14 protein-coding genes and 1 tRNA gene are annotated in these 13,025 nt (G+C 57.3%); 5 read left to right on the top strand and 10 right to left on the bottom strand.

Annotated features, from left to right (window positions below; genetic code table 11):
- Positions 1-100 precede the first annotated feature (100 nt).
- Positions 101-775: a hypothetical protein gene (locus tag AC0KVQ_RS12105; protein WP_473421416.1), complete on the top strand. Its 675-nt coding sequence runs from the start codon at positions 101-103 to the stop codon at positions 773-775.
- 11 nt (positions 776-786) lie between these two features.
- On the opposite strand, the gene AC0KVQ_RS12100 is transcribed toward AC0KVQ_RS12105, so the two are convergent.
- From AC0KVQ_RS12100 to AC0KVQ_RS12075, 6 genes are all read right to left on the bottom strand, one after another.
- Positions 787-1,500 carry an ankyrin repeat domain-containing protein gene (locus tag AC0KVQ_RS12100; RefSeq protein ID WP_473421415.1) on the bottom strand — a complete coding sequence of 238 codons (714 nt, stop codon included), beginning with the start codon at positions 1,498-1,500 and terminating at the stop codon, positions 787-789.
- A gap of 333 nt (positions 1,501-1,833) precedes the next feature.
- A complete protein-coding gene (locus AC0KVQ_RS12095) occupies positions 1,834-2,325 on the bottom strand; it encodes a GlcG/HbpS family heme-binding protein (protein ID WP_473421414.1) in 492 nt (163 codons plus the stop codon).
- A 156-nt stretch (positions 2,326-2,481) separates the two neighbouring features.
- Positions 2,482-3,108, bottom strand: coding sequence for a response regulator transcription factor (locus AC0KVQ_RS12090; RefSeq protein WP_473421413.1), 627 nt, complete (start codon positions 3,106-3,108; stop codon positions 2,482-2,484).
- Positions 3,105-4,562, bottom strand: coding sequence for a sensor histidine kinase (locus tag AC0KVQ_RS12085; protein ID WP_473421412.1), 1,458 nt, complete (start codon positions 4,560-4,562; stop codon positions 3,105-3,107). Before AC0KVQ_RS12085 ends, AC0KVQ_RS12090 begins: the two co-directional genes overlap by 4 nt.
- A 217-nt stretch (positions 4,563-4,779) precedes the next feature.
- Positions 4,780-5,343, bottom strand: a complete 564-nt coding sequence (locus tag AC0KVQ_RS12080) for a restriction endonuclease (protein ID WP_473421411.1) — start codon at positions 5,341-5,343, stop codon at positions 4,780-4,782.
- A gap of 401 nt (positions 5,344-5,744) precedes the next feature.
- A tRNA-Arg gene (locus AC0KVQ_RS12075) sits at positions 5,745-5,821 on the bottom strand.
- Between the two features lie 127 nt (positions 5,822-5,948).
- Between AC0KVQ_RS12075 and AC0KVQ_RS12070 the strand changes: the two genes are divergently transcribed.
- From AC0KVQ_RS12070 to cysN, 4 genes are all read left to right on the top strand, one after another.
- Entirely contained in the window at positions 5,949-6,683 is a 735-nt protein-coding gene (locus AC0KVQ_RS12070) for a c-type cytochrome (RefSeq protein WP_473421410.1), read from the top strand.
- Positions 6,684-6,861: 178 nt separating this feature from the next.
- A complete protein-coding gene (cysD, locus tag AC0KVQ_RS12065) occupies positions 6,862-7,782 on the top strand; it encodes a sulfate adenylyltransferase subunit CysD (RefSeq protein ID WP_473421419.1) in 921 nt (306 codons plus the stop codon).
- A gap of 60 nt (positions 7,783-7,842) precedes the next feature.
- A complete protein-coding gene (locus AC0KVQ_RS12060; protein ID WP_473421409.1) occupies positions 7,843-7,974 on the top strand; it encodes a hypothetical protein in 132 nt (43 codons plus the stop codon).
- Positions 7,975-7,979: 5 nt separating this feature from the next.
- The gene (cysN, locus tag AC0KVQ_RS12055) at positions 7,980-9,416 is read left to right on the top strand and encodes a sulfate adenylyltransferase subunit CysN (RefSeq protein ID WP_473421408.1); all 1,437 of its coding nucleotides are present in this window, start codon (positions 7,980-7,982) and stop codon (positions 9,414-9,416) included.
- 60 nt (positions 9,417-9,476) lie between these two features.
- On the opposite strand, the gene AC0KVQ_RS12050 is transcribed toward cysN, so the two are convergent.
- The 4 genes from AC0KVQ_RS12050 to AC0KVQ_RS12035 all read right to left on the bottom strand — a co-directional run bounded on the left by AC0KVQ_RS12050 (position 9,477) and on the right by AC0KVQ_RS12035 (position 13,017).
- Positions 9,477-10,331, bottom strand: coding sequence for an HDOD domain-containing protein (locus AC0KVQ_RS12050; RefSeq protein ID WP_473421407.1), 855 nt, complete (start codon positions 10,329-10,331; stop codon positions 9,477-9,479).
- A 77-nt stretch (positions 10,332-10,408) separates the two neighbouring features.
- Positions 10,409-10,831 carry a SufE family protein gene (locus AC0KVQ_RS12045; protein ID WP_473421406.1) on the bottom strand — a complete coding sequence of 141 codons (423 nt, stop codon included), beginning with the start codon at positions 10,829-10,831 and terminating at the stop codon, positions 10,409-10,411.
- Entirely contained in the window at positions 10,819-12,063 is a 1,245-nt protein-coding gene (locus tag AC0KVQ_RS12040) for an aminotransferase class V-fold PLP-dependent enzyme (RefSeq protein ID WP_473421405.1), read from the bottom strand. The genes AC0KVQ_RS12045 and AC0KVQ_RS12040 overlap by 13 nt, the downstream gene beginning before the upstream one ends.
- A gap of 18 nt (positions 12,064-12,081) precedes the next feature.
- Positions 12,082-13,017 carry a malate dehydrogenase gene (locus tag AC0KVQ_RS12035; protein ID WP_473421404.1) on the bottom strand — a complete coding sequence of 312 codons (936 nt, stop codon included), beginning with the start codon at positions 13,015-13,017 and terminating at the stop codon, positions 12,082-12,084.
- Positions 13,018-13,025 lie beyond the last annotated feature (8 nt).

Raw genomic sequence — 13,025 nt, 5'->3', positions numbered from 1 at the left:
TATTGCTTGCGCTTGGCTTCTCGCCCCGGCAAGTTGGCGGGCTTGCGTAAAAAACAATCAAACGTCAACAGAGCCTAGTGTGTGGAGGGAGGAAGTAAACATGCGGATTGTCGTTGCCCTGCCCTCCCGCCTGCAGCAACTGGTTGCAGACAGGCTCCAGATCCTGTCTGCCCCGGATCACGAAATCATTCCGGTTTGTACAGATACTGGCCAGAGCCTCCCCCCCCTTCATCCAGAAGACGGGCTGTTGTTCATACAGCCCGCCAACCGCCAGACTGCCAGGCAGATGGCGGCAGCTGCCGAGAAAGCCGGTATTCATTACGGCGAAGCCGCACTACTTGAATCGCCGCTGGCCGCACAATATGGCTTCATGCTGATTGTTGGTGGCAAGACTGCGGATTTGCAGGCGATGTCTGCGGTGCTTGACGCCTTGTCACCTCAAACCAATGCCTGGTGGCATGTCGGCCACGCTGGCTCAGCGGTTTTTCTGTCCAGTCTGGTGACCAGGCTAAGTGCAACATTTTCCAGTGCCATTGATCTGATCAACCCGCTTCCGCAACTGATTCAGGCGGCTCGCAGTCATCAGGCATTTGGCAGCGATGCCGCCGAATATCTGGCTGCGACCGAAGAGGAGCAATTCAGCTCCGTCCATCCTGATCGACAAAAGGCGCTGATCTCATTCATTACGGACGGCAGCGATTCTCCCGCGCGGCAAATCGCGAAATTCATCTGTATCTGCTCTTGCCCAACATCCATTTCCACTCCGAAGAACTAGGCTCATGTCGCTCAACGCGCGCCTGCCCTTTCAAGAATTTTCACGATTTCGACGTAACCGCGCGCACGGGCCAGCGCTAACGGGGTAAAGCCTTGCCGATCGGTGAGCGTCAAGGATGCGCCGGCCTGAACTAAGGCGCGGACGGTTTCTACGTGCTGTGAGCCACCATCGCCGAGCACAATGGCCTCGATCAGTGCGGTCCAGTGCAGGTTGTTCACATGATCGAGCGGTGCGCCGGCAGCGATCAACTGCTTGACCACGCCGGCATGTCCAAGATGGGCGGCGGCGATCAATGCCGTGCCGTCGTAACGGCTGGTGATCAGTCGAGCACTGGCCCCTAGCGACAACAGCAGGCGCAGGGTTTCCTCGTCGTTATTGACAGCAGCGATGGTCACCGCATCGTAACGATCATTTTCCAGTAATTCGAGGTTGGCGCCACCCTTGACCAGAGCACGCAGCGCGGCACGCTGTGCAGCAAAGGTTGCAACGTGGACGGGCGTGCGGCCATGGTTGTCGGTTGCATTGGGATTGGCGCCCGCAGCGAGCAGACGCGCTATCTGTGTCGCGTCACTCTTGTGGGCTGCGGCATGCAAGCCATGATATGCAGCAACCTCCGCACTCGTGGGTGCAACCTGGGCCTGCGCCGGAGTGGCAACCAGCCCACTGCCAGTGGTAATAAGGGCGAGAAACGCAAAGCGCATTGTGAAATAACGGATCGACATCATCGCAACCTCCATCAAACTGACGAGGGGCGACGATCCTCATGATCGGCGCCCGCCCCTTCCACTAGGCTCTGTTGATATTTGATTAATTTTTACGCGGCTGGGGTATTTTGCTCCAGTACAAGGCATTTCCCAGGCCGCGGTACGGGTACCGCAAGTGGGAAATAACGCCGTAATGGAGCAAAAGACCCAGCCGCCCGAAGAGCAAGTCCGCCAATCTTGCCGGATGCGTTGTCGCCAATGCTCGCAATACACCAGTATTGCTTGCGCCTGGCTTCTCGCCCCGGCAAGTTGGCGGGCTTGCGTAAAAAACAATCAAACGTCAACAGAGCCTAATTACTTCAGCAGATCCTTGACCTTGTCGAGCGCTGCATTTGCACACTGGTCATCCAGGTGTCCGCCGGGAGCGCCGCCAATACCCACTGCGCCGATCACCTCATTGCCAACCTTGACCGGTACGCCACCGCCCAGCAGTAGGAATTCCGGGATATGCACGAGATTGGCTGCGCCCGGATTTTTCTGCGCACCTTCCATCATGGCCAAGGTATTGTTCTTGGCAGAGGCGGCGGTATAGGCCTTTTGCAGACTGGCAGCGAGCGTATGCGGGCCGGCGTTGTCGGCACGCTGGACTGCGCGCACACCACCGGCACGATCGACCACTGTTGCGGTAACAGCGTAGCCATTGGCGGTGCAGGCTGCCACGCTGGCTGCAGCAATCTGGTTCGCCAGTTCCAGTGACATGTTCTTTTCGGTGCGAATCTGGGCCTGGGCGCCGGCGGTCACAGCGAACAGCGCCAGTGCGGAAAGTTTGAAAGCAAGCTTGGTCATTTTGTTCTCCTCAGGGGGGGGATGGGCTGGTTCAGCGCAGTGCAAACCATGAGGAAACTTTAAGGCGAACGGGAAAGTGCCACTATTCGTACAGCTACGCGACGGCATCCGTATAACTACTGAATGAGCAGGAAACAACCGCAGTCGTAATGGATATCAACGGGTTGGAGAATCCGTCAGTTCGGCATACTGCCGAATCAACTGTGCCAGCGATTCAACTTCCAGCTTGGCAAAGAGGTGCGCACGATGGGTTTCGACCGTGCGCGGCGACAGGCCGAGCGCACGGCCGATTTCCTTGTTGGTCAGCCCGGCGACGATCAGGCCGAGTACCTCGCGTTCGCGTTCGGATAACTGCTGGTAGCGCTCACGCGCCTCTCGGCTCGCCTGGCTGCGTTCGCGCAGGCGTACATGCTGGCGCACGGCCTGCTGCAGGGTTTCCAGCAGCAGCTCATCATCCACCGGCTTTTCCAGGAATTCGGCGGCGCCAGCCTTGAAGGCACGCCGACACATCTCGACCGTGCCATGGCCGGTCAGCATGATCACGGGCTGATCCACCTGTTGCGCCATCAGGGTTTCGAGCACCGTCAGGCCGCTGATGCCGGGCATGCGGACATCGAGCACAATGGCGCCGATGCTCTGGCGATCGAACTGCGCAATGAAATCCTGCGAATCGGCCCAACACTCCACGCGCAGACCAACGGTGCCGATCAGTAGCGCGAGGCTGGTGCGAACGGCCTCGTCATCGTCTATCAGGTGGATCAGCGGGGAAAGCTGGCGCGTCATGGCAATCCTTTTGCGTCAGGCAGAATCAGGCTGAACCTGGCACCTCGCGGGACGATGTTTTCCGCAGTGATACTGGCCCCCATGTTCATGGCCAGCGTTTCACACAGGCTTAAGCCCAAGCCCAGGCCGTTGTCGCGTGTGGTAAAAAACGGCTCGAACAGGTGCGGCAGCACTTCCGTCGCGATCCCGGGCCCGCTGTCTTCGATATTCAGGACCCATCGGGCCTGTTGCTTGCATACGCAAAGCACGAGCCGGCGCTCGCTGGGTGGTACCTGCTCCAGCGCCTGCAAGGCATTCATCAGCAGATTGTGCAGAATCTGCTCCAGCGCCACAGGCTCGGCCGCGATATCCGGCAGGTCGGCCGGGATTTCCAGCACAGGGATTACGCGCTGCTTCTGGCATTCGGGTTCCAGCAGATACAGCACGCCCCGGATCAGCGCGCGCAGGTCAACCCGCTGCAGTTTGCCGGAAAGGTCCGGACGCTCTACCGTGCGGCGCAACCGGGCCAGCACATCCGAGGCGCGTCGGGATTGTTCCGCTGCCTGCTGCAGCGCCGTGCGCACGGTGGGCAGATCTGGATCGTCGTCATCGAGCAGGCGGCGCGATGCCTGCGTGCTGGCCAGCACCGCGGTCAGCGGCTGGTTCAATTCGTGTGCAAGTCCGGCAGCGAGTTCTCCGAGCGTATTCAAGCGAGCCACCTGCCCCAGGCGCAGCAATTCTTCCGCCCGGCGACGTTCCCTGCGCTGCTTCAATACGACGTGCAAACCCGTCAATGCCACGGCCAGCAGGCTCAGCCACAAGGAAATGGCAACCCACGGCAGTTCATTCCAGCCAACCTGTCGTTCTGCGACAACTTCAAACGGTTGGCTATCGGCAGCCAGTTGTTTGCGAAAATCGAAACGCCATCCGCCCGCCTGCGAATGCCCCGGCTGCAGCAAAAATTGCTGCCCATCCAGCGCCAGTGCCACGCGCATCGGGCTGGTTTGCGCAGACACAGGCCAGTCATCCCACGGAACAGCGCTGCGCAGATCGATGGTAAGCGCATGGCTGGCTGGCGTGGCGGCTAGCACCATACGATAACGACCATGTTGCCAGTCCACATCCGCCAGCACAGGCCGCCCAAGCTGGTGCGAGGCGGATTCAGCCTTTTCCAGCGCCATATCCGGCCAATGCGATCCGGGGTCGCGCTGAACAACTTCCAGAATCTGTGAGTAGAGCGAGGAGAGTCGCTGCTGCCGGGCATCGCGCTCGGGCTGCAGCAGCGCGAGCGTGGCAAGAATGGCATCATGCTGCACGCTCTGCTGACTCAGCAGGCGGTGAATGATGCGGGCATCCGTCTCAAATGTCGTGCGAAGGTCTTGCAATGCGGCACGTGCCAGCAACACCGTGCCCAGCATGCCCAGGCATACCCACAGAAACAGCCAGATGCGAAGTGATTTAAGTTTGGAGAGCATGCCTGATTATGGCATGCACATGATTTAACTGGCGCTGTCGGCGATAATCGTTGTTTTGCTGATAATGGATCATGATCAGCCGTTGCAGCGCGAATGAAGTATCCGGATTTTGAGGTGAACCAAGCGGTGTTTCTGCAACCTTCGGTATGGCCAAGCAGAAGGTTGCAGAATTTCGATCATGGCAGGAACGCCTGTTTCGGCAATGCAACAGCAGGTGCTATTTGCCCAGCCATCGCATGATATCTGTCACCAGCATCAACTGAATGCCGCAGTTCTGAGCAAACTTCCGCGCCTCTTCGGTGGGGCCGGTCAAGGCTACATAGATCGCGCCACGCGCATCCTGAGCCTCGCGCATTGCCTGCAGTTCTCGCAACGGCTCGACGCCGTGATTGGCAGCTTTCCAGCGTTTGCAACAAACCAGCGAACTGCGCCCTTCTTTCATGACGAGAAAATCAGCAGCGCCCTCGATGCGTTTGACGGCATACCCGTCACGCTCGAACCCTTGCTGCACCGCAACCGAGAACTCTTTCCAGGACATCGCCGAAGCCGCAGCAATAGTCGCTTCAATACGTGCGGCGCTTGGTGCCTGCAGTTGTCGCCAGCCAGCGATGGCACTGATGATCAAAAACGGTACTGCAGTTGAAAATGCCGCCATGCCGAATATTCCGCCCAGAAATAAATGGCTGGCTGTGCCGACGATCAAGGCAATGAGCAAGCTGGCCCACCAAGGAGATTTCAGCAAGTGCGCGAAGATAGAATTTTTTGCCACTTTCAATTGCACGATATATCTCTCACCAAGTAAATTTTTCAGCGTCGACGCCGCTTGATCTTGGCACGGCTACTCGCTGTCGCCAAAACGATTGGTTGGGCATTTCAATGCCAATTCCCGAGAGTATCCGGAGCCATTGAATCGTGGTCAATCATCGATTTGACGATCTCATGACCTGCAATCCCGCTCGCAAGCCTGTTCCATCGCCAGTGTGCTCACGTATGAGTCGGTGATGAGTGTGTCGGTGCGATGCCATTTCTGTTGATGCAAGATGGCAGAGGAGTCTTATAAGTAGAAGAAAAACAACAGGGCAATCGTGATCAGGTGCTTGCGATGTTATGGCCAGCGCTGTTCAAAAAAATGCATAAAAACAAAAGGACTTGCAAGATGAAACTGCAAGTCCTTGATTTTATTGGCGCGCCCAGCAGGAATCGAACCTGCGACCTTCAGCTTCGGAAACTGACACTCTATCCAACTGAGCTATGGGCGCGAAGGGAGCAGCATCATATCGCGTTTCCTTTTTTTCGTCCATGCCGGAGCTGGTGACTGTGCGGGAATCACCTTATAATCATTCTCATTGACACCTACACCACAATAACGACCTAAGGGGATTGGGCATGGCCAGCAAAGCGAAGCAGGTTACCGGAATCATTCTGGCGGCACTGATTGGCGTTCCTTTGTTCTTCTTTCTATTGATCAAGTTGTTTACTTCCGGCAGCGGTATTGACCACTCCAGCACGACCATGACGCAGGAAGCTATTGCTGCGCGCTTGCAACCTGTTGGACAGGCAATGGTGGTAGAGGGTGGCCCCGCCGGTTCGCGCAATGGCAAAGCCGTTTACGATGCGGTCTGTTTCTCTTGCCATACTACAGGCGCTGCCAATTCACCCAAGTTTGCCGACGCGTCGGCATGGGGTTCGCGCATTGCCAAGGGATATGATGCCTTGGTGAAGAGTGCGATCAACGGCCTGAATGCCATGCCTGCGCGTGGCGGGGCTCCTGATCTGACTGATGATGAGATCAAGCGCGCTGTTGCTTATATTGCCAATGCGGCAGGTGCCAAATTTACGGAGCCTGCAGTTACTGCGCCAGCCGCTGCTGCCGTGGATCCGAATGTGAAGGGCAAGGAAATCTACCAAACAGTCTGCATGGCCTGCCATGCAACCGGCGTAGCCAACTCGCCCAAGTTTGGTGACAAGGCTGCCTGGGCGCCGCGATTGAAGGATGGTATCGAAAATGCGATTGCCATCGGCATCAAGGGACTCAACGCCATGCCACCCAAAGGCGGTTATACCGGCTCGGATGAAGAGTTCAAGGCTGCTGCGCTGTATATGATCAACAACTCCAAGTAACTTTCCCTCATCATGACCAAGACGGCCGGCAACGGCCGTTTTTCATGTCTGGTTAGCATAACCAGTGCGCCATATTCATATAACCGAATCATCTTTTTATCTTTTGGTTAATTCCTGTAGATTATGTTTTAAATAATCATTCGCAACTGTTGGCTTTTGCCGGGAAGCTCGATCCATGATTCAGCTCGACGAACACCGTTTGACCCACCTCAAGCAACTTGAGGCCGAATCCATCCATATCATCCGCGAAGTGGCGGCCGAATTCGAGAATCCGGTCATGCTGTATTCGATCGGCAAGGATTCTGCTGTCATGCTGCATCTGGCGCTGAAAGCCTTTTACCCGGGCAAGCCCCCCTTCCCGCTCATGCACGTGGATACCACCTGGAAATTTCAGGACATGATTGCGTTCCGCGATCACACCGCGCAGAAATACGGGCTGGATCTGATCATCCACATCAATGAAGAAGGTGTGGCGGCCGGTATCAACCCGTTTGATTCCGGTTCGGCCAAGCATACCGATGTCATGAAGACGGAAGGCCTGAAGCAGGCGCTGAACAAGTACAAGTTCGATGCAGCTTTCGGTGGCGCCCGCCGCGACGAGGAGAAATCGCGGGCCAAGGAACGCGTGTATTCATTCCGCGACAAGAACCATCGCTGGGATCCCAAGAGCCAGCGCCCGGAATTGTGGAACATCTACAACTCCAAAATCGACAAGGGTGAAAGCATCCGGGTTTTCCCGCTCTCGAACTGGACCGAACTCGATATCTGGCAATACATCTATCTGGAAAACATCGAGATTGTGCCGCTGTACTTTGCGGCAGAACGGCAGGTGGTGGAGCGTGATGGCACGCTGATCATGATCGACGACGAACGCATCCTGCCGCATCTGCGCCCGGGCGAGAAAATCGAAACGCGCCAGGTACGGTTCCGTACGCTGGGTTGCTACCCGTTGACCGGGGCGGTGGAATCCAGTGCGACCACCTTGCCGGAGATCATCCAGGAAATGCTGCTGACCAAGACCAGCGAGCGCCAGGGGCGCGTGATCGATCACGATCAGGCGGGGTCGATGGAAAAGAAGAAAATGGAAGGCTATTTCTAAACTCGTTCATCTGCCTACTGCGCCAGCGCATTGCTGCGTCGTGCGCGCCTCGCAATCCTCATGGACTCCTTGTCCATTCCGGTTGCTGCGGTGCTGCTCCTTGCCCTGCACTGGCTCGCTACGGCGCTGATCGAGTTTGCTACAACAGAATTGAAAGTTTTCTTCGGTTTGCATGAAACCGAAAAAGGATGAGAAATATGGCACACCAATCCGAACTGATCGAAAACGATATCCTGGCCTACCTGAAGCAGCACGAAAACAAGGACATGCTGCGTTTCATCACCTGCGGCAGCGTTGATGACGGTAAGTCCACGCTGATCGGCCGCCTGCTGCATGATTCCAAACTGATCTTCGAAGATCAGCTGGCGGCAATTGAGCGCGATTCAAAGAAATACAATACGACCGATGAAGATATCGATCTGGCCCTGCTGGTCGATGGCCTGCAGGCAGAGCGTGAACAAGGTATTACCATCGATGTGGCTTATCGCTACTTCAGCACCGACAAGCGCAAGTTCATCATCGCCGATTGCCCGGGGCACGAACAGTACACGCGCAACATGGCCACTGGTGCATCGACTTGCGACCTGGCCGTGATCCTGATCGATGCGCGGCGTGGCGTACAGACACAAACACGCCGTCACAGCTACATCGTCAGCCTGCTCGGTATCCGCCATGTACTGGTAGCCATCAACAAGATGGATCTGGTGGATTTCAGCGAGGAAGTCTTCACCAATATTCAGCGCGAATATCTGGCATTTGCCGAACAATTGAATATTCCGGATATCCGCTTTGTGCCGATATCCGCGCTGCGCGGCGATAACGTGGTCAATGCCAGCCAGCGTATGCCCTGGCATGCTGGCCCCACCCTGATGCATCTGCTTGAAACCGTCACGCTGAGCAAGGATCAGGCACTCAAGGCCTTCCGTCTGCCGGTGCAGTATGTGAACCGCCCGAATCTCGATTTTCGCGGTTTCTGCGGCACCATCGCCAGCGGTGAAATTCGCCCCGGCGATCAGATCGTGGCACTGCCTTCCGGCAAGCGCAGCAAGGTCAAGGCGATTGTGACGGCGGATAGCGAGCTGCCGCTGGCTTTTGCCGGCCAGGCCATCACCCTGACACTGGAAGATGAAATCGATATCTCGCGTGGCGACATGATCGTACGCGCCGATGAAGCCCACCCGAACGTGGCGCAAGCCTTCGAAGCCAATATCGTCTGGATGAATGAATCGCCCCTGACGGTTGGCAAGGAGTATGCGTTCAAGCTGGCGGGCAAACAGGTGTTCGGACGGATCAGTGCCATTGATTACCGTGTTGACGTCAATACCCTGGAGCAATTGCCGGCAAACGGTCTGGGCCTGAACGAAATTGCCCTGTGCCGCATCGAAACCAATGCACCGGTAGTTTTTGATGCCTATCGCGATTGCCGTGGCAGCGGCAGTTTTATCGTGATTGATCGCCTGACCAACGCCACATCGGGTGCCGGGATGATCCGCAACGTACTGGCAGGCGCAGCCAAGGCCGAGCGAGACAGCGATGCCGCGCGCTGGCAAGCATTCGAAGCCGATCTGGATGATCTGATCCGCAAGCATTTCCCGGATCTGAATCCGGCAGAAGTACGGGCCCGAATCAAGTAATCCCAGGCTGCAGGATGGAAAAACGGGGCGTTATCAAACGCCCCGTTTTCTTTTGCTGGTTTACACCGCATCAAGAAAGCGGTTGATCTGGTCGGTCAGATCCTCGTACTCGCTGCGCTCCATGCCCAGATGGCGCAGGAAAACCGGCTCGATCAGGCGCCAATCCCGGATCGGCGGCTGGATGAAGTGCTTGCGCACCACATGCCCGGCCAGTCCGGCCACGGCAATCAGGCTGCACACCTGATGCCAGTGGCTATCTTCCGGTGAATCAAAAATATTGATGTGCTGATGGTTGAGGATGGCCAGATTGATGTGATCGGGCAGGAACCAGGTTCGGCCCAGCAGATACCCGACCACGGCATGATTGGTCTGGTGGCGCTGCTCTTCGATTTCCAGCGCCTTGTCCAGGCTGACGCCTTCGCATTTATCCAGCGTGGCGCGATAGCTGGAAAAGCGCGCCTGCATCAGCGGCATGCCGCAATCCTGGAACAAACCATAGGTATACGCTTCATCGGCCGCCATGCCATGGATGCGTTCGCTCAGCTTGGCCGAAACCAGCGCCACGCGCAGGGAATTGAGCCAGAAGCGTTCCATCTTGGCTTCGCCCTCCGGGCTCAGTGCCTGGCGCAGCAATACGCCACGCACGATATTGCCCAGATTGCGCAAGCCCAGCAGTTGCAGCGCCTGATAAACCGACGACACGCGGTTGTTCAGATTGAAAAATGGTGAATTCACCGTCTTCAGCACAGCGGCGGATAGGGTCAGATCGCTGGAGATAAGCTGCGCGATCGCGGCAAAATCCGGCTCTTCGCGCATCTGTTCCTGTTCCAGTTGCAACAGAATGGCCGGGCGTGGCGGGATCACCATGCTTTTCAGCAGGGCATCGGCTTGGGCGGAATCGATTTCTTTAAGCATGGCAGGGACTTTACGGACAGTGCGCCATCATAGCCAAGCAATTCATGCCATGCCAATTCAGTGATACAAAACGTGGTTTAAATGCCAATTTGCTCCGTACAACTGCGTATACGCGCGACAATCGCGCGCAAACCGCTGCCGCGCGATGCCGACAGAAAGCGATTGAGGCCAAGCTCGCCCAGCCAGGCTTCAAAATCCAGATCCAGCACATCCTGCCGGCTTCGCCCGTTATAACAGGCATAAACGAGCGCCAGCAGCCCTTGCACCACGCGCGAATCGCTGGCCATTTCCAGCGCGAGCCCATCCTTGCTCCAGTTGCAAACCAGCCATACGCGACTTTCGCAGCCGCTTACCCGGTTTTCCTCCACGCAGAGAGCTTGCGGCAAGGCCGGCAATTCACGCGCAAGTTGCACCAGGGTACGATTCTTGGCCTCCCAGCCCTGTGCTGCGGCGAGTTGTTGGGCAACGCTTTCGCGCGTCAGCGGCATCATGCCAGCCATTCGAGAATTTCCTCCAGTGATGCCAGAATACGGTCTACTTCTTCTGCGGTATTGTAGGCAGCGAACGAGATGCGCAGCAGCGCTGGTACGTCGAGCGCGGCCAGCAGCGGCTGCGCGCAGTGACTGCCGACACGTACGGCGATATCGCGCGAATCCAGAAACTGCGCCACGTCAAACGGATGAGCCGTGGTAAACGACAGGGCGCTGAGAGGCGCCTTGTTCCCGGCTTCGCCATACAGGCGCACGCCGGCGATACGCTGCAACCCCGTTTCCAGTCGCTGGCGCAGCGCGGTTTCGTGCCGGGCGATGGCGTTTCGATCTTGCCGCATCAGCCAGTCCAGCGCTGCTGCCAGGCCGACCGCCTGTGCAATCGGCGGCGTGCCGGCTTCAAACCGGGCTGGTGGTGCGGCAAAGGTGGTGCCGGCAAAACTGACACGGTCGATCATTTCGCCGCCACCTTGCCATGGCGGCATGGCTGACAGCAGCTGCGCACGCGCCCACAGCACACCGATGCCGGTCGGGCCGTAGACCTTGTGACCGGAAAAAACACAAAAATCCGCGTCCAGTTGCTGCATATCGACCCACTGGTGTGCCACGGCCTGCGCGGCATCAAGCAGAACGAGGGCACCATGGCCATGCGCAGCCGAAATGATGTCGGCAATCGGCGGCACGGTGCCAATGGCATTGGAGGCCAGTGTACAGCCTACCAGCCGGGTACGGCTGGATAACTGGGCGTGGAAATGATCGAGGTCGAGCGAACCATCCGGCCGGATGCGTACTGCCCGGATCTGTGCGCCAGTCTCTTGCGCCAGCAACTGCCACGGTACGATGTTGGCGTGGTGTTCCAGTTCGGTCAGCAGGATTTCATCGCCGGGCTTGATCTGCGCCCTGCCCCAGCTCTGCGCCACCAGATTGATGGCTTCGGTTGCACCGCGCGTAAAAATGATTTCATCCGGACTGGCAGCATTCAGAAAGCGTGCGACCGTGGTTCGGGCGTTTTCAAATGCATCGGTGGCGGCCACCGCCAGCCGGTGGGCGGCGCGGTGCACGTTGGCGTTGGCAGTTTCGTAGAAATTGCGCTCGGCCTCCAGCACGCAAACAGGCTTGTGCGTCGTGGCGGCATTGTCGACGTAGACCAAGCCCGGATTGCGTACCAGCAAGGGGAACGCACTGCGATCTACCGGGCAAGGTGTCAGTTCTTGGGGGCATGGCTTGCCTGGTGGCATCATCATTGGCAGTCATTGTGCATGTCAGAAGGATTGGGCCAATTCTATCATCTCGCGCAAATGCGCCTCGGAACGCTTGAAGGCGGCCAGTTCATCCTCGGTAAACGGATAATTGAGGATTTTCTCCACGCCATTGCGCCCGATCACGCACGGCACGCTCATGACCACGTCATTCACGCCATACTGGTTTTCCAGGCAAACGCCGACCGGCAACACGGAATGCTCATTGGTTTCGATCGCGCGGATCATGCGGAATACGCTCGCGGCGATACCATGATTGGTATTGCCCTTGCGGTTGAAGATGTCGTAGCCCACGCTGAGCACGCTTTGCTGAATAGCGGCCTTGTCCACCGGCGGGATATTGTTCAGCCGGCAATAGGTATCGACATCCAGCCCGCACACATTGCAGATGCTCCACGGAATGAAGCCGGTCGAGCCATGTTCACCCAGCATGTAGCCGAAGATGTTCTTGGGATCGATGTGCACGTGCTCGCTAAGGATGCGCATGAAGCGCGCGCTATCGATGATCGTGCCAGCGCTCAATACCCGATTGCGCGGATAGGAAGAATGGCGCAGCGCGACGTGGGTAATCACTTCAACCGGGTTGGTCACATTGATGATGATGGCATCGGGCGAATATTTCTCGACCTGCTCGATGATGCTGCGCATGATCAGGGTGTTGTCGCGCAGAATCGCATCGCGCGTTTGCCCCTTGGTGATCTGTGCCCCGGCGGTGATCACCACCACATCGCTGCCTTGCGTATCGGGATAATCGCCGGCAATCAGCTGCGGGTTCTTCGAGTAGGTGAACGACGTGGTATGCGAAAAATCCCAGATTTCGGCTTCGGCCTTTTCACGCGAGCGATCCACCGCAACGATTTCCGAGACATCCGCCATATTGACAAGCAGTCCGGCGATTTCGGTGCCGACGGCGCCCATGCCGATCAGTGAAATTTTCATTGTTATGC

Source organism: Formivibrio sp. oc-25, from assembly GCF_055810895.1.
Note: the sequence above shows the minus strand (reverse complement) of the source record. Positions and strands in the feature narration are given on the sequence as shown.

Bases quoted from the DNA above. Each gene is read 5' to 3' on its own strand.
- AC0KVQ_RS12045 (WP_473421406.1), bottom strand. From the start codon at position 10,831: ATGGCTGGCATGATGCCGCTGACGCGCGAAAGCGTTGCCCAACAACTC.
- AC0KVQ_RS12070 (WP_473421410.1), top strand. From the start codon at position 5,949: ATGGCCAGCAAAGCGAAGCAGGTTACCGGAATCATTCTGGCGGCACTG.
- AC0KVQ_RS12095 (WP_473421414.1), bottom strand. From the start codon at position 2,325: ATGACCAAGCTTGCTTTCAAACTTTCCGCACTGGCGCTGTTCGCTGTG.
- AC0KVQ_RS12050 (WP_473421407.1), bottom strand. From the start codon at position 10,331: ATGCTTAAAGAAATCGATTCCGCCCAAGCCGATGCCCTGCTGAAAAGC.
- AC0KVQ_RS12100 (WP_473421415.1), bottom strand. From the start codon at position 1,500: ATGATGTCGATCCGTTATTTCACAATGCGCTTTGCGTTTCTCGCCCTT.
- cysN (WP_473421408.1), top strand. From the start codon at position 7,980: ATGGCACACCAATCCGAACTGATCGAAAACGATATCCTGGCCTACCTG.
- AC0KVQ_RS12090 (WP_473421413.1), bottom strand. From the start codon at position 3,108: ATGACGCGCCAGCTTTCCCCGCTGATCCACCTGATAGACGATGACGAG.
- AC0KVQ_RS12035 (WP_473421404.1), bottom strand. From the start codon at position 13,017: ATGAAAATTTCACTGATCGGCATGGGCGCCGTCGGCACCGAAATCGCC.
- AC0KVQ_RS12105 (WP_473421416.1), top strand. From the start codon at position 101: ATGCGGATTGTCGTTGCCCTGCCCTCCCGCCTGCAGCAACTGGTTGCA.
- AC0KVQ_RS12060 (WP_473421409.1), top strand. From the start codon at position 7,843: ATGGACTCCTTGTCCATTCCGGTTGCTGCGGTGCTGCTCCTTGCCCTG.
- AC0KVQ_RS12085 (WP_473421412.1), bottom strand. From the start codon at position 4,562: ATGCTCTCCAAACTTAAATCACTTCGCATCTGGCTGTTTCTGTGGGTA.
- AC0KVQ_RS12040 (WP_473421405.1), bottom strand. From the start codon at position 12,063: ATGATGATGCCACCAGGCAAGCCATGCCCCCAAGAACTGACACCTTGC.